The sequence below is a fragment of the Xenorhabdus taiwanensis genome (assembly GCF_036512875.1).
In the GTDB taxonomy this organism is placed as follows: domain Bacteria; phylum Pseudomonadota; class Gammaproteobacteria; order Enterobacterales; family Enterobacteriaceae; genus Xenorhabdus; species Xenorhabdus taiwanensis.
In genome coordinates this window covers 2,373,919-2,395,297 of record NZ_AP028978.1, presented here as the reverse complement: position 1 = coordinate 2,395,297, position 21,379 = coordinate 2,373,919, and the positions used below count along the sequence as shown (strand labels likewise).

9 protein-coding genes are annotated in these 21,379 nt (G+C 42.6%); 7 read left to right on the top strand and 2 right to left on the bottom strand.

The genetic code is table 11. The annotated features are described in order from the left end of the window. The first annotated feature begins 18 nt into the window (after window positions 1-18). From prc to tnpA, 3 genes are all read left to right on the top strand, one after another. Window positions 19-2,121, top strand: coding sequence for a carboxy terminal-processing peptidase (gene prc / locus ACE1SE_RS10665; protein WP_374050874.1), 2,103 nt, complete (start codon window positions 19-21; stop codon window positions 2,119-2,121). 179 nt (window positions 2,122-2,300) lie between these two features. Beyond that, the gene (gene htpX, locus ACE1SE_RS10660; protein WP_374050873.1) at window positions 2,301-3,185 is read left to right on the top strand and encodes a protease HtpX; all 885 of its coding nucleotides are present in this window, start codon (window positions 2,301-2,303) and stop codon (window positions 3,183-3,185) included. A gap of 230 nt (window positions 3,186-3,415) precedes the next feature. Further along, the gene (gene tnpA / locus ACE1SE_RS10655) at window positions 3,416-3,871 is read left to right on the top strand and encodes an IS200/IS605 family transposase (protein WP_099118097.1); all 456 of its coding nucleotides are present in this window, start codon (window positions 3,416-3,418) and stop codon (window positions 3,869-3,871) included. A 117-nt stretch (window positions 3,872-3,988) separates the two neighbouring features. Here tnpA and ACE1SE_RS10650 read toward each other — a convergent pair whose 3' ends face one another. Then, complete coding sequence (locus ACE1SE_RS10650) at window positions 3,989-4,198, bottom strand: hypothetical protein (protein ID WP_374050872.1); 210 nt, start codon at window positions 4,196-4,198, stop codon at window positions 3,989-3,991. Between the two features lie 305 nt (window positions 4,199-4,503). On the opposite strand from ACE1SE_RS10650, the gene ACE1SE_RS10645 reads away from it, so the two are divergent. From ACE1SE_RS10645 to budC, 4 genes are all read left to right on the top strand, one after another. After that, a complete protein-coding gene (locus ACE1SE_RS10645) occupies window positions 4,504-5,793 on the top strand; it encodes an HlyD family secretion protein (protein WP_374050871.1) in 1,290 nt (429 codons plus the stop codon). Further along, window positions 5,786-7,885, top strand: coding sequence for a peptidase domain-containing ABC transporter (locus ACE1SE_RS10640; protein ID WP_374050870.1), 2,100 nt, complete (start codon window positions 5,786-5,788; stop codon window positions 7,883-7,885). The genes ACE1SE_RS10645 and ACE1SE_RS10640 overlap by 8 nt, the downstream gene beginning before the upstream one ends. Window positions 7,886-8,311: 426 nt before the next feature. Next, complete coding sequence (locus ACE1SE_RS10635) at window positions 8,312-8,536, top strand: hypothetical protein (protein WP_374050869.1); 225 nt, start codon at window positions 8,312-8,314, stop codon at window positions 8,534-8,536. 324 nt (window positions 8,537-8,860) lie between these two features. Then, window positions 8,861-9,619, top strand: coding sequence for a meso-2,3-butanediol dehydrogenase (gene budC, locus ACE1SE_RS10630; RefSeq protein WP_374050868.1), 759 nt, complete (start codon window positions 8,861-8,863; stop codon window positions 9,617-9,619). Between the two features lie 109 nt (window positions 9,620-9,728). Here budC and ACE1SE_RS10625 read toward each other — a convergent pair whose 3' ends face one another. Further along, window positions 9,729-21,347 (bottom strand): non-ribosomal peptide synthetase, encoded by an 11,619-nt coding sequence (locus ACE1SE_RS10625; RefSeq protein WP_445082105.1) that lies wholly within the window; start codon window positions 21,345-21,347, stop codon window positions 9,729-9,731. Window positions 21,348-21,379 lie beyond the last annotated feature (32 nt).

Below are 21,379 nucleotides of genomic sequence, written 5' to 3'. Positions count from 1 at the left end.
ACGGAGGCCAACTTGGGCATGAACAAACTCATTACATTGGCTTTCGTTTTAGGTCTATCATTTTCTGGCATAGGTTATGCAGATACGATTAATGACAATGTTGCGAGTGGTAGCCACGCTACTAACAACGCCAATGTCATTAATGGTCAAAATACGGCTGTTATCAATCTGAACCAACTGCCAGATTTAAAACCGGAACCACAGCATCTCACAGTAAGTAAGCGGATTGTTTCCCGCTTTCTTCGTTCTCATTATCGCCAGTTTTATCTGGATGCAGATTTCTCAGGCAAAATTTTTGATCGTTACCTGAATCAACTGGATTATGGACACAATGTTTTTTTGGCATCTGATATCGCTCCATTCGCGTCTCAAAAGGGAAAATTAGGAAAAGAGCTTGAAAATGGCGATCTAAAACTGCCTTATGATCTATTTAATCTGATGCAAAAACGCCGCTTTGAACGTTATCAATATGTGCTCTCCCGTTTAGAACAACCCGTTGACTTAAACGGTCATGACACCATTGAAACCGACCATATCAAAACATCATGGCCAAAGAGTGTTGAAGAGTTGGATAGGCTTTGGGATGCCAAAATCCAATTTGATTGGATAAACCTCAAGTTATCCGGCAAAAAAGACGATAAAGAAATTAAAGAAACTCTGACTAAGCGCTATCGGATGTTATTAAAACGCCTCACACAAACCAATAGTGAGGATGTTTTCCAAAGTATTATGATGGCTTTTGCTCGTGAAATAGATCCACATACCAGTTATCTCTCTCCTCGTGATACAGAACAGTTTAATTCAGAGATGAGCTTATCTCTTGAAGGTATCGGTGCTGTTTTACAATATGACGATGAGTATGTTTCCATTCGTTCATTGCTTGCAGGTGGTCCAGCGGCTAAAAGCAATTTATTGAAAGTTGGAGATAAAATTATTGGTGTTGGGCAAGTAGGCAAGCCAATTGTCGATGTTGTTGGATGGCGTTTGGAAGATGTTGTTGTGCTTATTAAAGGGCCGAAGGGAAGTAAAGTCCGCCTTGAAATCATCCCAAGTACAAAAGGGGCAAAAAACCACATTGTTACCTTAACCCGCGAGAATATTCACCTTGAAGATAATGCTGTCAAGATGTCGGTGAAGACGGTAGGGAAAGAGAAGGTGGGTGTCCTGGATATACCAAGTTTCTATGTCGGTTTGACTAACGATGTAAAAGTGCAGTTACAGAAACTGACTAAACAGAGGGTTGCCTCGGTTGTTATTGACTTGCGCGGCAATGGTGGTGGAGCGCTAACAGAAGCAGTATCGTTATCTGGCTTATTTATTCCTACTGGTCCCGTTGTCCAGATTCGGGACAATACTGGCAGAGTTAAAGTGGAGGCAGATACAGATGAGGCAAGATACTATAAAGGGCCTCTGGTCGTTCTGATTGACAATAGAAGTGCTTCTGCATCTGAAATCTTTGCGGCTGCGATGCAAGATTATGGTCGTGGATTAATTGTGGGAGAGCCTTCTTTCGGTAAAGGTACCGTTCAGCAATATCGCCCTTTGAATCGTATTTATGATCAAATGCTACGACCTGAATGGCCTGAAGTTGGCTCAGTGCAATACACGATCCAGAAATTCTATCGGATAAATGGTGGTAGTACCCAGCTTAAGGGGGTGACGCCTGATATCATTATGCCGACAGGAGAAGAACCGTCTGAACTAGGGGAAAGTCAAGAGGATAATGCGTTACCTTGGGACAGTATTCAGCCTGCGCATTATACTTCCTCGAAAGTGATTTCAGAGTTAACCCCTCTACTGATTAAGCTTCATAATCAACGGATTGCTAATGATCCTGAGTTTAAATATATCAAACAGGATATTGCTTACTATAAAGTCATCAAAGAACGTAACGGTGTTTACTCCTTGAACTATGCTCAAAGAGAGAAAGAAAACAAGGAATACGAAACAAATAAATTGAATCGTCTTAATGAACGCTTTAAGCGGGAAGGTAAAAAACTGCTCAAATCGCTTGATGATTTACCAAAAGATTATAAAGGGCCGGATCCTTACTTAGATGAATCGGTAAAAATTGCCCTGGATTTGGCGCATCAGCCTGCTGAAATGGCTGTAACGAGGTAGTCTTAACATTCGTTATAGATAAAAGGTCGGCTTGTTAGTCGGCCTTTTTTATCATATTGTAAAGTTATGTTGTTTTTATCGCTTAACGTCTTAAAAAACTTGAATAATATAGGGTTAATCCCCATCTTATAGCTCAACTCTTAGTTGAACTGTTTGATAATTAAAGGAAGCAAATTTATATGATGAGAATCGCTTTATTCCTTCTCACAAACCTTGCTGTCATGGTGGTATTTGGAATAATACTTTCACTTACAGGAGTTCAGCGGAGCAGTGTTGCTGGCCTCATGATTATGGCTGGTTTGTTTGGTTTTGGTGGTGCATTCATTTCTTTGTTAATGTCGAAATGGATGGCTCTGCGCTCTGTTGGTGGTCAGGTTATTGAAAAACCGTCCAATGAAACTGAAGCCTGGTTGATGGAAACTGTACGCCGTCAATCGGATCAAGTTGGAATTACTATGCCACAAGTGGCTATCTATGATGCCTTGGATATTAACGCATTTGCTACAGGGGCACGCCGTAATGCTTCTTTGGTTGCTGTTAGTACCGGTTTACTGAATAATATGAGTCGTGATGAAGCTGAAGCCGTCATTGCACATGAAATTAGCCATATTGCTAATGGTGATATGGTGACGATGACATTGTTGCAGGGGATTGTGAATACATTCGTTATCTTTATTTCACGTATCATTGCACAGGCTGCTGCCAGTTTCCTTTCCAGCAGTGATGATGAAAGTGAAAGCAGCAGTAATGGTAATCCAATTGTTTACATGGTGATTTCCATGGTGTTGGAGATCGTATTTGGTATTCTGGCAAGTATTATTACCATGTGGTTCTCCCGTTACCGTGAATTCCATGCAGATGCAGGATCAGCAAAATTGGTTGGCCGCGAAAAGATGATTGCTGCATTGCAACGTCTTAAGACCAGTTATGAACCTCAGGAAGAGGGAAGAATGATGGCATTCTGTATTAATGGCAAAGCTAAGAGTTTTAGTGAATTGTTCTTATCTCATCCGCCGTTGGATAAGCGTATTGAAGCTCTTCGTAGTGGTGAATATCTAAAATAATGCAATAACCAGTAGCCTGAATAGAATATACCAATCTATATATTAATTTGTATGGCGGCATAAGCCGCCATATTATTATGGCTTTAGCCAGTTTAAGTCGCGTTAGCGTCTTAAACATAAAACCACCCGCTTTGCGGGTGGAGTTCAAAGGTTATACCAAGAAAAACACCTTTCCGTTACGATATAGATGTTCAAGCTAATACTCGTAACTCAAATAAGGAAAGGTGTTTATGGGCATTAAAGCACAAAGCTCAGCGCATACAAAGTGGCTGTGTAAATACCATATCGTCTTTTCGCCGAAATATAGACGGAAAGTGATTTTTAATAATATTCGTTCAAGTGTGGGAGAGATCCTCAGAGACCTTTGTAAGTATAAAGGTGTGGAAATAATCGAAGGTCATCTCATGCCAGATCATGTTCATATGTTGGTGAGTATTCCACCAAAGCTAAGCGTTTCAAGCTTTATGGGATATTTGAAGGGTAAAAGTTCGTTGATGATCTTTGATAGACACGCCAATTTAAAATATAAATTTGGCAACAGAAAGTTTTGGGCGGAAGGGTTCTATGTCAGTACGGTAGGGCTAAATGAAGCGACAATTCAAAAGTATATCAGAGAGCAAGAAAAGTCGGATTTAATCTCGGATAAATTGAGTAGTAAAGAGCATGTAGACCCCTTCAAGGGGTAGGCCAAAGCAGCAAAGACACTTAGCTTGAACGAAGAGAAAGCAGCGTCATTTAGGCGCAGTCGGTAACAAGCCCTTATAGGGCAAGAGCAAACCACCCGTTATACGGGTGGTTATGATTTATATTTCTTTGCCGCGATAACCGGTTAAAATCCGTTCCCATTCTTGTTGGGCGAACCAGGTTTGAGTCTTGCCATTATAATGCATTTCATCGGGTAGGAAGACGCCATATTCGGAAGCGATACCCGTGTAATTTGGCGAATTCCTTGCTTCAATTAAGATACGATATTTAGGTGCAGCTGCAATAACATCTTTAATTGCTTCATTCACATAGCTGATATTGATGGAATTAAAAGCGACTGAAAGTGGGCCATATTACAATGGCCACCAATCTGGTATGAAAGAGAAAAATTTTACCCAGCGTATAGAGTAACATAATCTTAATTTACGTACTCATATCAAGATATTGGCAAAAAATTATTTGTTATTTACGTTCAATGGAAATTTTACGAACGGTTTACACTGCGTTGAGATTAGATACATTATATTACATGCCGTAAGAAATTGATAATTTTTTCATTGCATTAATAAATATCAATTTAATAAAACACAAATATTAATTATACATGACTGCTATGAATAATTTGTTTAGGAAAGAAGCGATAGAAAATAAAAAGTCCAAATGGACTGGAGAAGCACTATTAATAGCAAGAGTTCCAGCTTGGGTTATTTTCGTTATTTCATCGTTTTTTTTGGTTATTTTATTTTTATTTATTACTTTTGGCAGTTACACAAGACGCATTAATGTCTATGGTGAAGTGATAACCAACCCTCATCCAATAAATATTTTCTCTTCTCAACAAGGATTTATTTCTAAGGAGTTCGTCAATGTAGGGGATTTTGTAAAACAAGGACAAAAAATTTATCAGGTGGATTTCAGTCAAATTACCGAGTCAGGAAAAATTAGCACTAATACAAAAAACTCATTAAAAAACCAATTAATTCAGATTAATAATATTATCCAAAGATTACAAGATAATGAGTACATTACCTTAGAAAGCTTGGAAGAACAAAAAAAGCAGTATGAAGTATCACAGGAAGAGTCTAAAGTTATTGTTGATAATGCCCGTCAAGGGGTTAAATTTGCAAAGAAAAATATGGAAAGTTACAAGCGCTATCAGAAACGTGGGCTTATTACAAAAGATCAATTTAATAGTTATGGCTATTCCTATTATCAGCAACAAAATATATATCAGAATCTATACAGTCAGTATATCAGTGATACATTGAAAATTACTAATCTGAATAGTGAAATTATTCTTAAACGGGCTGATTTTGATAAACAAATTTCTGAATATAAAATTCAACGTGACGATTTACAACGAAAATTAACTGAAATGGCAGCCAATGGCTCTCTATTAATCACTTCTCCGATTAATGGCCGCATTGAATCACTTGGTTTCACCGTTGGTCAAACAATAACCTTAAATGATATTCTCGCTCAAGTTATTCCTGGTAATATAAAATCTAATTACTATTTAATATTATGGGTTCCTAATAGTAGTTTGCCGTATATTTCTAAAGGGGACGCAATTAACATACGTTATGATGCATTCCCATTTGAAAAATTTGGGCAGTTTCCAGGGTATGTCGATAATATTTCATATATCCCTGCTTCTGGCCAAGAAATGTCTTATTATAGAAGCTCTCCTGTCAACAAAGCCGGAGAAAAAAACGAATCCTATTATAAGGTTTTAGTTGCCTTAGATAAAAATCAGTTTAATTATAATGGAAGGAAATTAAATTTATCTAATGGTATGAAAGCTCAATCTACTTTTTTCCTTGAAAAACGTCCTCTTTATCAATGGATGTTCTCACCATTCTATGACATGAAAAAAACATTGATGGGACCACAAAATGGATAAGAAATATTATGAAACTATTACCAATAAGTTGAATCTAGGATTCAAAAGGAAAATCCCCAAAATTTTACAAACCGAGGCAGCAGAGTGTGGGTTAGCAAGCTTAGCAATGGTTTTTCATTATCATGGGTTACAAATTGATTTATCCCATTTACGTAGCCAGTTTGGAATTTCTACACGTGGCGTTGCACTAACTACATTGGTTAGTATTGCCAGCACCCTTAAATTCAAAACCAGAGCCATATCACTGGATCTTGATGAACTGCACGCATTAAAATTACCTTGTATTCTGCACTGGGACATGAATCATTTTGTTGTTTTAGTTAGAGTTAAAAAAAATAAAATCACCATTCACGATCCTGCATTTGGACATCGGGTCTTGAATGTACAAGAATTCTCCAAACATTTTACTGGCATTGCATTAGAATTGTGGCCAAGTAATGATTTTGTTCCTGCCAAAAAACAAAGCAGATTGCGTATTATATCACTGCTAAATAATATTCAGGGACTTAAAGCGACACTGGGGAAAATTTTCTTCTTATCTCTTGTTGTAGAAGCCATTAATGTACTGATCCCTGTGGGAACGCAGCTAATTATGGATCACGTTATTATTGCTAAGGATAATAACTTACTAACTATTATTTGTTGTGGTTTGCTTGTCTTTATTCTATTTAGAGTGAGTGTCTCTACTTTGCGTAGCTGGACATCCATTACGATGGAAACATTTGTTGATGCTCAATGGAAATCAGGGGTGTTCGACCATCTAATGAAATTACCTTTAGCTTACTTTGAAAAACGTAAGTTAGGTGATATCCAGTCACGATTTGGTTCATTAAACATCATACGCACCACTTTTACCAAAAATATTGTTAATAGTATTATCGATGCAATAATGTTGATCAGTGTTTTCATTATGATGTTATTCTACGGTAACTGGCTCGTCTGGGTAGTATCAGGGTTCACTATTGCTTATGTCATCTTAAGGTTACTTACTTATCAATATTATAGGCAACTTTCCGAAGAGCAAATAGTTAAGGATGCCAGAGCAAATTCCCATTTTATGGAAACTTTATATAGTATTAATACATTAAAATCATTGGGATTATGTGAAAATCGGGCAAAATCCTGGTTAAATTTGAGTATTGATACGATTAACTCAAATACCAAACTTGCTAAAATAGGTACAATTTTTGATATCGTTAACACTCTTATCGTTGCTTGTGAACAAGTTATTATTCTGTGGCTAGGTGCCTCATTAGTTATCGATAATCAAATGACCTTGGGAATGTTTGTCGCTTTTAACGCTTATCGTGGGCAGTTTGCTGATAGAGCAAGTAATTTGATCGATATGGCGCTTAGATTGCGCATGTTAAATTTACATAATGATCGAATCTCCGATATAGTACTTTCTGAACCAGAAAGAGAAGCACCAAGCCGGGATATTGGCATTTCAGGGTTACCTGCAGAACTTACTATTTGCAACCTGGACCATCAATACGATGATTTATCAAAACCCATTATTTCTAATTTTAATCTTAGTATCAAAGCAGGAGAAAGTGTAGCTATTGTTGGACCATCTGGTGTAGGAAAAACAACATTAATCAAATTAATGTGTGGATTATTGATGCCTAGCAAGGGCACTATTTTAATTAATGGGTTAGATATTAATGTTATTGGTTTGAATAATTATCGTAGATGTATTTCTTGTGTATTACAAGATGATAAATTACTTTCTGGCTCTATTGCTGAAAATATATCTGGGTTTGATCTCTCTCCTGATCTTGAGTACATACAAGAATGCGCTAAACGTTGCAATATTCATAATGATATTTTATTAATGCCGATGGGGTATGAAACACTCATTGGTGAACTTGGTGGTGGGATATCCGGTGGGCAAATACAGAGGCTATTAATAGCTAGAGCCCTTTATCGTCGACCTAGCATTTTATTTATGGATGAAGCAACCAGTCATCTTGATTCAGCTAATGAAAATTATATCAATGAATCGATATCAGCATTAAATATAACCAGAATTATTATTGCGCATCGTCCATCAACCATTGAATCTGCTAAGCGTGTTATTTCAATGTCATGAATTTTCTTGAAAAGACAGATAAAAAATTATTTGGCGTAAGCCATGAATAATATGACAAAGGAATGTATCATTAAATAAGATTAATATTTAACAATATGTGACTTAATTTGATATTAAATAATCGTTGTTTAATTAATATTGATATTAAATGAATTATGATAAAACACGAGTTCAAATAGAATTTGGTTGCAGAAAATATAAACCTTAACCATAAATTGGTCGTCGTAAATATGAATGTTTTTAAAATAGTCTAAAAATTCATTGAAATATATTAAGGTGATTTTTTATTGTTCTATTTATTAATCAGATTTTGGTGAGGATTTTAATTTTTCTGGAACCATATTCAATGAGTTATCTGATTAATATTATGGTTTCATATTATATTCTAAAACATTATATTAATGACATAAATAAATGGGGTTATATATGAAAGAGTTAAATCAAGTTGAGTTAGAACAAATCTCTGGTGCAGGTTTTTGGGGTGATATATTTAAGAGCTTTGTTGATGGCGTTGAGAAAGTAGTTGATGATGTCGCTAAGGTTCTTCATGACAAAGGTATAATATCTGATAGTACTTTAGATGGTATTGAAAAAATTACTGATGCTGGAGCTAAGTTTATAGATAGTGAAATTGATAAATTGAATATATAATGTTTTAGTTGAAGCTGAATGTTATATTCTAATGTTGGCTATTTAAAAACAGCCAAACATGAATTCAATAAGATTTAGTTTTGATTATTTAATTACAGTGTGAATTATCAGCCACTCTGACCAGAGTGGCTGATTTTTTATAAGCATTTCATCGGGTGCAGACGCTGTTTGATCCATTATTTAATGATTAACCTATCATAAAAAAAGACATAGCAAGATAATTAACAAAGAATATTCTGGTGAATATTAAAGATGGAACTAATTCGTTAATTTTATTTGATATTACACGGTAAGCTTTGAAAATATATCAATGAGGGTAATAAAATGATTCGATTTGAGGATAAAGTTGTCGTTATTACTGGCGCAGGTAGTGGCATTGGCGAGGCTACAGCAAAACGTTTTTCACAAGAAGGAGCCATTGTGGTATTGGCTGGGCGGGATACAGAAAAGCTTAACCATGTATTCAGCGAATTGTCATCGGACAAAGCGTTGGTGATTCAGACAGATGTTGCGGATCGGGAATCGGCTAAAAATATGGTTGATGAAACAGTCAGGCATTTTGGCCGAATAGATATTCTGGTGAATAATGCAGGTTTGTATGTGGTAGGTGATTTATTGAGTACTTCACAAGAAGATGGTAATGCAGTGCTGGCTACGAATCTCAATGGTGTGCTCAATTGTAGCTATTTTGCTTTACCCTATTTGCTAAAAAGCAAAGGATGTATTGTCAATAATGCCTCTGTATCTGGCCTGGGGGGAGATTGGGGCGGCGCTCACTATTGCGCAGCAAAAGGTGCTGTCGTGAATTTAACCCGTGCAATGGCTCTGGATTATGGTTCACAAGGGATTCGTGTTAATGCTGTTTGCCCAAGTTTAGTATTGACGCCAATGGTGGCTCGTTTTGATGATGAAACCCTTGCGCATTTCGATAGTCGTATTCCGTTAAAAAGGGCAGGTCAACCTTTTGAAGTGGCAGCAGCTATTGCATTTTTGGCCAGCGAGGATGCCAGTTTCATTAATGGGGTGAACTTACCGATAGATGGCGGGGTAAACGCATCTAATGGGCAACCTAATTTTAATTAAAGGCGTTTTCTGAAAGGTACGGCTCAGGAAATATTATTTATCCGGCATTGTTTGTCGAAGGTGGCTCCACGGGGTGTGGAACCACTTAATTTTATTTTGGCTAATGGTATCAGTTTGGGCTATTTGCTACAGTTGAGTGATTTGGGTTTATAGCCTTGGCCAGTTCACATAATGTGGGATGAGTGAACAAGGTCGCTAATGGAATTTCCATATCTTGTTCACGCATACGAGCCAACAATTGTATTGCTATCAATGAATGACCTCCCAATGTAAAGAAATTATCATAACGACCGACTCGTTCCCGTTTCAACAATTTCTGCCAAATCTCAGCCAGTGCAGTTTCCGCATCACCGAGAGGCGCTTCGTAACCGGAAGTTGTTCCAACAGTAGATTGATCTGATGTCAGCGTATCTTGCGGTAAGTCAGCTTGAATAATGTTGAAATCGGTCAGTAGCTGCTGGCGTTCTGTGGCAGATAAGATGGCAATGTTCATGATTGGTTTTTGGGGTTCGGTTTCCAATGTTTTTACCAGATCGGCTAAAGCCGTTGTCATATATGCAATCAGGTGTGTCGGATCGATTCCTGCTATAGTTTGTGCTGTCAACAAGAAGCTTTTACCCAAATCATCTACAGCCAGATAGACGGGATAGTTAGTTCTTTCTCGTCCTGTTACCAGACGTATTCCTTCCCATACGGTATTGGCAACATCCGGTTGGCTATGGCGATAATTAAGGAGTGTATTAAAAAGCGGCAGAGGATATTTTACACCACTGCAACGTTGAGCCAGTGCCAGTGGTGCCTGTTCGTGTTCAAGTAACCGCGTCAAACTGCGGTACGCTGCTTGCACGGTTGCTTGTGTGCTTCTCCCCGAAAGCGTGATCCGTACGGGTAGGGTATTGATAAACAGCCCCAGAATTCGCCCAATATTGGCACTGCCTTGCATACGTCCTGACAAGACCGTCCCGAAGACGACATCATCTCGCCCACTTATTTTTGCCAGAACTTGTGCCAAGGCAACATGAAACAGAACTCCGGGGCTGACTCCTTGACGGCGTGCTTGTTTGCGAATAGCACGGGTCAGTTCTGCATTAAGTGGCTTGATGACCTCAGTGATTGGTCTGTCTCCACTGTGAACATCCAATATGCCGAAAGGTGTTGTTGGCGTATTGACATCCGCGAGTATCTCCCGGAAATAGGCTTCGTGATCTGGCATCGGCACATGCAGGGATTGGGCGATAAAATGGCGGTACGGCAAGACCGGCGGTAATTTTTCACTACGATGGTGCAGAAGTTCATTGATTTCAGCAATGATGATATCCAGCGATATATGGTCATTGAGGATATGATGGCAACACAACGCTAACAACCACTCACCCTGATTCGGATCATGTGTGATATCAGCGGAGAATAGCGGAGCCTGGCTGATATCGAGGCGGTGTTGGTATGGATCTGTCAGTGCCAACAATTGAGATGGCACGTCCTTATTGTTATCTGGCACAAAGGTGTTGATACACAGAGGTGCCTGGCGCCAGACAACTTGTACTGGCTGCGTTAAACCCTGCCAGCAGATGGCAGTGCGTAAAATATCGTGACGATGAATAACCTGTTGTAAAGCAGTCAGGAAGGCATCAAGACGCTCGCGGGAGTTGAAAGCAAGCAAGAGATGCAGCAGATAAATATCTCCTTGTGTTTGCAGCAGATGATGGAACAGCATACCTTCCTGTAATGGTGCAAGTGGGTAGATATCCTGAATGTTGTTGACACCATTAGGAACGGTAGCAGCGATAGTCTCAATTTCGTGCTGCGTCAGAGAAACCAGCGGCAGCATATCTGGAGTGATGGTGGAGCAACCAGTGGGGATGAGATTAGGCGGAGCGGTAAACGAGATTTTATCATCTTGAATTTCCTGCATTATTTCTGCCATTTCAGCCAGTATTGGTGTGGAAAATACAGTACGAATATCAAGGTGCCAACCTCGGTTGCGTAGCCGCTCAATCAGATTGATGACCATCAGGGAATGCCCACCGAGTTCAAAGAAATGATCATAACGCCCAACCTTTTTCAGCCCCAATAATGCTTGCCAAATTTCAGCCAGGGCAATTTCCATTTCACCGAGCGGCTCTTCATAAGTATGGGTTGCAATGGAAGTCTGATCTGGCATCGGTAGCGCCTGACGGTTAATCTTGCCATTAGGCGCTAACGGAAAAGCATCCAGTGTTACAAATGCGCTGGGCAGCATATAGTCGGCGAGATGTTGTGCGAGTTGCTGGCGCAGTTCTGTTGGTGTCAGTTTTATATTCGGTTCGGCGATCAGATAAGCAATCAGGCGCTTATCACCCAATTTATCTTCACGGGCAAGCACGATGGCTTCACGCACGCCGTGGCATTGCATCAATCTGGTTTCGATTTCTCCCGGTTCGATACGGAAGCCGCGTAGCTTGACCTGAAAATCATTGCGGCCCAGATACTCGATATTGCCGTCAGATCGCCAGCGAGCCAAATCTCCGGTCTTATACATGCGAGCATTGGAATGTTCACTAAAGGGATCGACAACAAATTTCTCTGCTGTCAGCTCTGGTTGGTTTGAATAACCACGGGCAACCCCCATTCCGCCGATATAGATTTCGCCACTCACGCCGATAGGAACCGGCTGACCAAATGCGTCCAAAATATAGATACGTGTATTAGACAGTGGCCGACCAATCGGAATATTGTTGGTGATAGGCGGAGTCTGTTTGTTATTTATCACCATTGCTTTATCTATCAACATAGCTGTAGCTGTGATAGTAATTTCTGTCGGGCCATAAGCGTTGAACCAGCGGCAGGATTGGGTTTCTGGGCACGATAGCCAATCCATTAAATAGCGGTATTCCACTTTATCTCCCCCAACAATAACGGTGCGTATATAGGAGCTGAAACCAACCCGCCTTGCCTTCATTTCTTGCGCCCAATGGTGCCAGAAAGCTGTCGGTAGATTGATGATTGTCACTTTCTGTTCACGTAAAAAATCAACAAACGCGCTATTCGGTATTTTGATATGAGATGGGCGCAGAACCAGCGTGGCACCGGATGCCAGAGTAGGAAAAATATCTGATACTGAAATGTCAAACGCGAAGGTTACAAATTGCAGAATACGATCACCCAAGCCAGGTTCACTGATCTGGCAATGGGCATGGATAAGGCTGACAACATTGCGATGTTCCAGCATGACGCCTTTGGGGTTTCCGGTTGAACCGGAGGTGTAGATGATATAGGCCAAATGATGTGGCTGAACGCCTGTTTGCCTGCTGTCAGGGTTATAAACAGGTTGTTTTTGCAGATTGCCCTGATGAATTTCATCGTCCAGTAACCAGATAGGAATATCTTGTACTGGTAAGCGTCTCTGTAAATGTTTTTGGGTCAGCAATATGGCAGGCTTGCAGTCTGATAACTGATAAATCAGCCGCTCGGCAGGATATGTTGGATCAAGCGGAATATAACCAGCACCCGCTTTTAAGATCCCGAACAGGCCAATGATCATATCCAACCCTCGTTCAACCTGAATTGCCACGCGGTTATCAGGGCGTACACCAAAAGCAATCAAACTATGTGCCAGTTGGTTGGCACGGCAGTTCAGCTCGTCATAACTCAAGGATTGTTGTTCAAAGATCACTGCCGTAGCATCTGGTGTGCGTTGTACCTGAGCTTCGAACAGTTGGTGAATCAACGTATCATTTGGAAAGTCAGCCTGAGGGGCATTGAAATCAACCAATAATTGTTGACGTTCTGCAACGGTCAACATCGGCAGGTGAGCAATAGCCTGAGTTTCATCGGTTGTTATGGCAGTCAGTATATTGGTGAGATAACCCACCATGCGTTCAACCGTCGTCCGGTCGAACAGGTTTGATGCATATTCCAGATAGCCGCTGAGACCATTCTGGCTTTCGGTCAGTGACAGTGTCAAATCGAAGTACGCGCTGTGGTGTGGTGGCGCCATTAACGAGACTGATAAATCGGGTAATTCAAGGGGTTGAGTGGGTGTATTGTTCAGGGCCAGCATAACCTGAAAAATCGGATTGTAACCCAAGCTGCGTTCGGGTTTTAGGGCTTCCACCAATTGTTCAAAAGGCAGGTCTTGATGTGCATAAGCAGCCAGTGTCTGTTCACGAACATAAGTGAGCAGATTTGCCACTGAGTTGCATTGTTCCAGTTTGATACGTAAAGGCAGGGTGTTGACAAAAAAGCCGATCAAACCTTCAAGTTCACTTAATGAACGGTTGGCAACAGGAGTACCAATGACAATATCATCTTGTCCGCTCAAACGGGCAAGCACGATGCTCCAGGCTGTAAGCAAAGTCATAAATAATGTTGCATCCTGTCGTTGTCCAAGCGCTTTGAGAGCCGACAATAAGTCAGCATTCAGGTGAACCGGAACATGAGCACCTGTATAACTTTGTTCTGGCGGGCGTGGGTGATCAATGGGGAGAGTCAGTAATGTTGGTGCGTTTTGCAGTTGTTTCTGCCAGAAATCCCGTTGTGCAGTGAGAACCTCACTTTGCAGCCATTTCTGTTGCCAGACGGCATAGTCCGCATACTGGATGGGAAGGTGGGGTAAAGGATCGCTACATTTCCCTTGTGCAATGCGGTAGAGGACACCCAGTTCGCGGAGCAATATCCCTGCTGACCAGCCATCGGTGATGATGTGATGTTGGGTAAGGATCAGCACATGTTCTTCATCAGACAGTTGCAGTAATTGACCTCGAATCATTGGCTCATTAGCGAAATCGAATGGGATTTGTGTTTCAAGTTCCGCTAATTCGTTAATACAGGTCATGCGAGAAGTTTCGTCTAATTTGCGCAGATCCCGATGGGTCAGAGAAAAACCCGTATCTGCACTATCGATGTGTTGGTAAGGTTGTTCATCAATCAGGACAAAACGAGTGCGCAAACTTTCATGTCGGCTGACGAGATGATCAAGTGCAGCCGTAAGCGCAGCATGATCGAGATACCCGTTAAGATGCAGGATTATCGGGATATTATAGGCCAGATTAGCTTTGGTATTGAGTTGAGCAAGGAACCACAAGCGTTGTTGGGAGAAGGAGAGTGGCAGTGGCTGATTGCGATTGGTAGCGCGAATAACGATTTGGGTTGTTACAGGTGTGTCGATGAGCAAGGTAGCCAAATCCGTCAGGACAGGATGGGAAAAGAGTTGCTGTAAGTGCAATTCTCGCGCCAGTTTCTGGCGTATGCGTGCGGCAAGCTGAATGGCGAGCAGGGAATGCCCACCGAGTTCAAAGAAATGATCATAACGCCCAACTTGTTCCAATTTCAGTAATTCTTGCCAAATCCCAACCAGCGCTGTTTCTATGTCTCCGATGGGCGCTGCATAATTGCGGGTCGCGAGTGCTGTTTGATCTGGCATTGGCAATGCCTGACGATTGAGTTTGCCATTGGATGTTAACGGAATAGTTTCAAGCGTCACAAAGGCACTGGGCAGCATATACTCGGCAAGGTGTTGCGCCAGTTGCTGGCGTAGCTCTGCGGGTATCAATGTTGCATTGGGTTCGGCGAGCAGATAAGCAACCAGGCGCTTTTCATTCGGTGTATCTTCTCGGACAATCACAACCGCTTCTCGCACACCGTGACATTGCGCCAATGTCGTCTCAATTTCGCCGAGTTCGATACGGAAACCGCGTATCTTGACCTGAAAATCATTACGACCAAGGTATTCAATATTACCGTCAGGCAACCAACGAGCCAGATCACCACTTTTGTAGAGGCGGGCATCAGGATCTGAAGAAAAAGGATCAGCAAGGAAGCGTTCTGCGGTTAGTTCTGGAAGGTTCAGATAACCGCGGGCAACCCCGATTCCACCAATGTAAAGCTCTCCTGTAACACCGATTGGCACAGGTTTTTTGTGGCTATCAAGCAGATAAATTTGGATATTGGCTATGGGTTTTCCAATCGGTACTCGTCCGATATAACGGTCAGGCACGCATTGCCAGGTGGTGACATGAATTGCAGCTTCAGTTGGGCCATATAAGTTATGTAACTGACAGTGCGCAAAATGGGACAGACATTTCTGCTGCAAGACATAAGGAAATTCTTCACCACTGCACAAAATATGGCGTAAAGAAGGGCAACATCCGGCAGGAATGGCATGGACAAATTGCTGTAGCATGGCAGGTACGAAGTAGATAAGAGTAATCTGGCGTTTTTCTATCTCAGACAGTAAATAGTGTGGATCTTTATGACCATCGGGGCGAGCTAAAATTAATTGTGCTCCAAACATCAGGGGCGGGAATAGCTCCCAAACGGAAACATCAAAACTAAATGGTGTTTTCTGTAAAACGCGATCCTGCGGGGTTAGCTGATAAGCCTTTTGTGACCAGATCAGACCATTCACGACACTACGATGTTCATTCATTACCCCTTTGGGTAAGCCTGTTGAGCCAGAAGTATAAATCACATAAACCAGATGGCGTGAAGTTAGGCCAAGCGCTTGGGGGTCTGGGTTACTGGTTGGCATGTCTGCGGTAAGAAATGCAAGATTATTGAGATCCACAATGGGGACGCTGGTTAGCCGATTGATTAACATTGTTTGGTTAAATACAGTTTGGGTGAGTAAAGCAACGGGAGCTGCGTCTTCAAGTATGTAGGCCAGTCGTTCGGCTGGGTAGCTTGGATCAAGCGGGACATAGGCACCACCGGCCTTAAGGATAGCGAGTAATCCCACCATCATGGCCGGACTGCGTTCAGCACAAATTGCCACCCGATCATCAGGGCGGATACCTAAGGTAATCAGATAATGCGCTAAGCAATTGGCTTGACGGTTCAGTTCAACATAACTCAACGATTGTTCTTCAAAGATGACAGCAATGGCATCGGGATTTTTCTGTACTTGCTTTTCAAACAGTTGGTGAATAAATGTGTCTTGTGGGAGGTCAGTTGCTGTATTTTGGGAGAATATAGCGTCTTGAGAAGATTGGAGCGCATTAAAATCCACCAGCACTTGTTGACGTTCTACAATGGGTAAAATCGAAATAGCCAAAATTGGCTGGTGGGGTGAGGTTTCCAGCGCTTCGACCAGCCCCGTCAGGGCAGTGGTCATATAGCCGATCAGTCGAATTGGATCGACGTCCGATACGGTTTGGGCAACTAAACTAAAACCATCACCCCAATCATCAACAAATAAACCGATGGGATAATTGACTCTCTCTTCTTGCATCAGCAGACGTACACCTTCCCATTTAGCAAAAGTAGTATCCGCCTGGCTATGACGATAATTGAGTAATGTGTTAAAGAGTGGCAAAGGAGGACTCACGCCACTGCAATGTTGGGCCAGCGTGAGCGTTGCCTGTTCGTGTTTCAGCAACTTCATCAAATTGAGGTAGGTCTCTTGAACGGTTGCTTGTACGCTATTATCTGTCAGCCTGATCCGAATGGGTAAGGTATTGATAAGCAGCCCCATAATTTGATCAATGCCGGTACTACCCTGCATGCGTCCCAGTAATACCGTACCGAAGACGATATCGTCGCGCCCACTGGTTTTTGCCAGCACCAGTGCCAAAGCAACATGAAATAATATACTGGGGCTGACACCCTGACGTCGGGCTTGTGTGCGAATGGCTTGGGACAGTGCCATATCCAAGGGCTGTTTGGCCTCGGTTATCTGCTTAGCTTCACTGTGGATATCCAGTATCCCGAAAGGTGCTGTTGGTGCATCTATGTCAGAGAATACCTGACGAAAATAAGCTTCATGATCTGAAGCCGGCAAATGCAGGCATTGGGCGACAAAATTACGATAAGGCAATATTGGGGGTAATTTTTCAACATAACGGGTATCAGGGTATCCATTCTCGTTATGGTCAGGTAATAATGCATCAATTTCATCAATGATGCGTTCCAGTGTGACATGATCACAGACTAAATGATGGATGCACAAAACCAGTAACCACTCATCCTGATGCGGATCATAGGCTATGTCAGCGAAGAAGAGAGGTGCTTGACTCACATCAAGACGGTACTGATGGGGATCGGTACGCGCCAATAATTGGAAAGGGATATCCTGTTCGTCATTGGATAAGAATGTATTAATGTTCAAAGATGCCTGTCGCCAGACGACTTGCACGGGTTGTGCCAACTGCCAGTAGATTGAAGTGTGCAGAATATCGTGACGGTTAATGACTTGTTGTAAGGTTGCCAGAAAGGTATCGAGCCGTTTGCGGGTGTTGAAGGCAAGCAAATTGCGTAACAGATAAGTATCGCCCTGTTTCTGCAACAGATGATGGAAAAAAATGCCTTCCTGTAGTGGTGAGAGAGGATAGATATCCTGAATATTGGCAGCACCACCAGGAATAGCCGCGGCGATGGCATCAATCTCGTGCTGGGACAGGGAAACTAAAGTCAACATGTCGGGTGTAATGGCAGTACAACAGTCAGGGATGAGATTGGGCGGTACAGTGAATACCGTTGTCTTTTCTGGTTCTGTATTCCCTTGAACGGTATCTTTTTGAACCGACAGTAGCGCTTTTGCCATCTCTTTCAATACGGGTTTGGTGAATACAACCTGAATGTCAAGAAACCATCCCAATTCACGTAGTTGTTCGATCAAGCTAACGGCTATCAGCGAGTGCCCGCCAAGTTCGAAAAAGTGATCGCAGCGGCTGACATATTTCACTTCAAGCAACATTTGCCAAATCTGGCTCAGGATGGTTTCTGCTTCTCCTGTGGGCGACTGGTAACTGCGGGTGACGATTGCCGTATGATCGGGTTTGGGAAGAGCCTGACGGTCAAGTTTGCCATTGGGGGTGAGTGGAAAGGCGTCAAGAGTCACAAAGGCACCGGGTATCATGTATTCTGCAAGATGTTGTGCCAGTTGCTGCCTTAATGCCATGGGTTCCAGTTCAGCATCTGTCTTCGGTAGCAAGTAGGCGACTAATTGTTTTGATGCCGGATTGTTTTCACAAGGCAATTTTTCATAAGGTAATACCAAGGCTTCACGCACGCCGTGACATTGTCGCAGCCTTGCCTCGATCTCGCCTGGTTCAATGCGGAAACCACGCAGTTTGATTTGGAAATCATTACGGCCGAGATATTCAATTTTGCCATCGGGTAGCCAACGTCCCAGATCACCGGTTTTGTACATACGAGCATTGTGCTCAGAAGAGAACGGATTGATGAGGAAACGTTCAGCAGTGAGTTCGGGACGGTTCAGGTAACCGCGGGCAACGCCGACACCAGCGATATATATTTCTCCCACGACTCCTCGCGGAACGGGTTGACCGTACATGTCAAGAATATAGATCTGGGTATTGGCGATGGGACGACCAATCGGCGGGGCATGGTCTCCCTGGCTTTCACATCGGCAAAGAGTCGCACAAACTGTGGCTTCCGTCGGGCCATATGCATTGATCATCTGCCGTCCTTGTGCCCAGCGTTTGGTCAACGTAGGCGGGCACGCTTCCCCTCCCACCAGTAGGGTTTGCAGAGTTGCCGGAAGCGTGTCCATAGTTGCCAGAGCCGTGGGGGACAAGAGGGCATGAGTAATGGCGTGAGTTTCTAAATAGTGAAACAGGGTTGTTCCCGGCAGCAGGTTCTCTCGTCTGGCAAGGTGAAGACGAGCGCCCGCCAATAGCGCCATGCACCATTCCCAAATACAGGCATCGAAACTGTTTGAGGCAAATTGTAAGATCTGACTGTCTGGAGTGATGGCTAGCATGTCTTGCTGGGTGGTAATCAAGTTACACAAACTGCGATGTTCTATCATGACCCCTTTGGGCTGTCCTGTAGAGCCGGAAGTATAGATAACATAAGCCAGATGACGGGAGGTCAGCCCCAATGTTTGGATCTCTGGGTTTTCATCCGATCTTTCATCCCAAACAGAATTATCTGGAATATCAAGCAGAATGGTTGGCAGGTGACTGTTCCCTATTTTTGTCATCGTTGTTTGAGTAATCAGCGCCACGGGAGCTGAGTCATTGAGCATATATGTCAGCCGCGTGGTTGGATAAGTCGGATCGAGAGGAACAAAAGCACCACCGGCCTTGAGGATAGCTAATAAACCGACCACCATTTCCAGACTGCGCTCAATACAAATTGCCACCCGATCATCAGGGCGCACGCCGAGAGTAATCAGATGGTGCGCCAGACGGTTGGCACGTTTATTCAGTTCATCGTAGCTCAACGATTGCTCTTCAAAGAGTACGGCAGTGGCATCTGGTGTGTGCCGCACTTGTGCTTCGAACAGTTGATGGATCAGAGTATCTTGCGGGAATTCGGCTTGGGTGGCGTTGAAATCCATCAATACCTGTTGGCGCTCAATGTCGGGCAGGATTGACAGATTGACTATTTTTGTCTGCGTAAGAGAGGGCATCTCCAGAGAATTGAGAGCGGCGTCAAGCAGGACAGCAAGACGGGAGCGGAGCGCCATAACCTCCGTGTTACTCAGATAATCAGGAGAAAAATAGAACTCAATGGAAATCGGGGAATGGGTATCTTCAGGACAAGCGGTATTTGTGTACTGCTTCATTCTGATACAGAGAGGATAGGGAATGCCAGAATGTAGCTCTAACTGTTTGACGTTGACGTTTTCACCTTCCATATGCAAATTGGCTTTAAATGGTTCGAGAGATAAGGTCACGTCAAATAATCGTGCATTTCCGCCTTGTCGTTGCGAGTGTATTTGTCGGTTGAGTTCTGCTATGGGGAAACGTTGATGCTCATGGCAAAGACTCATTTCGGTTGCGGCTTTGCGCATGACATCACGAAACGTATCTTCCGGTGAAATAGTTATACCAATGGGGATCACGGATGCGAACATGCCCATCGTGGATTTTTGTCGCGTATTTTTGCGGTTGTGCACGGGAACACCAATGACAATTTCATTGACATCTGCTGTTCGTGCGAAATAACAGGCCAGGATGGCATACATGAAATGCAGGAAGGGTAATCCCTGTCCGCCAGCCACTTTTCCGATACGTTTAAAAAGAGTCTGGTCGATTGACCAAATGACAGGCTGAGAAGCAGCGGGTTTGGTTTGTTTATGGTTCGTCATGTTATTGCAATTGACAGGCTGGAGCAAGGGAGGAGGCAGGTTTTCATAGCGTTTCAGCCAAAATTGCATATCGTGTGAGTAGTGTTCAGAAGCAAGATAATTGAGGTTATCCGTAATAAAATCCAGATAAGAGTGAGCGGAGTTGTTCAGGGTTTCTCCTTTCATCAGGCGGTTATAGGCATCGATAACCTTGTTGATGAGTATGAACATACCTGTGCCATCAATGACCAAATGATGACAGCAAAATTGCCAGTACCGACAGGTATTGCTGACCCGCAATAATGCGGTGCGCCACAGTGCCTCATTCAGGCGGAATGGACGCATGAACTCGTCATCCATGTATTGTTTTGCTCTGGTTTCAGCATCTGGATGCAATGAAAAATCCTGTATATCTACGGTTACCGGGAGTGAATGAACAACCTTTTGGCTGGGTAAAGCGTGGGTATTGAGAAATTGCAAACGCAGAGTGTCATGACAATCAACGATGGATTCAAAGGCACGGACAAATAATGCTTCATTCAACTCTCCTTCGATGCAGATAAAGATGTTGAGATTGTAGTTGGAAGAATTGGGATGGATAGCCTGATCAAACCAGATAGCTTGCTGAGGAGAACTAAGAGGATAGGTAGACAAGGAGAGAGAAGGGTTATGACAAGCCACTGAAGAAGTTTGTGAAGAGTTATTATGTAACATTTTCATTTCTCCTTTGTAATTATTTGGTTTTA

What these genes read in the sequence shown, in the direction of transcription:
- ACE1SE_RS10635 (WP_374050869.1), top strand. Translation starts at nt 8,312, where the DNA reads ATGAAAGAGTTAAATCAAGTTGAGTTAGAACAAATCTCTGGTGCAGGT.
- tnpA (WP_099118097.1), top strand. Translation starts at nt 3,416, where the DNA reads ATGGGCATTAAAGCACAAAGCTCAGCGCATACAAAGTGGCTGTGTAAA.
- budC (WP_374050868.1), top strand. Translation starts at nt 8,861, where the DNA reads ATGATTCGATTTGAGGATAAAGTTGTCGTTATTACTGGCGCAGGTAGT.
- ACE1SE_RS10640 (WP_374050870.1), top strand. Translation starts at nt 5,786, where the DNA reads ATGGATAAGAAATATTATGAAACTATTACCAATAAGTTGAATCTAGGA.
- ACE1SE_RS10645 (WP_374050871.1), top strand. Translation starts at nt 4,504, where the DNA reads ATGAATAATTTGTTTAGGAAAGAAGCGATAGAAAATAAAAAGTCCAAA.
- ACE1SE_RS10625 (WP_445082105.1), bottom strand. Translation starts at nt 21,347, where the DNA reads ATGTTACATAATAACTCTTCACAAACTTCTTCAGTGGCTTGTCATAAC.
- prc (WP_374050874.1), top strand. Translation starts at nt 19, where the DNA reads ATGAACAAACTCATTACATTGGCTTTCGTTTTAGGTCTATCATTTTCT.
- htpX (WP_374050873.1), top strand. Translation starts at nt 2,301, where the DNA reads ATGATGAGAATCGCTTTATTCCTTCTCACAAACCTTGCTGTCATGGTG.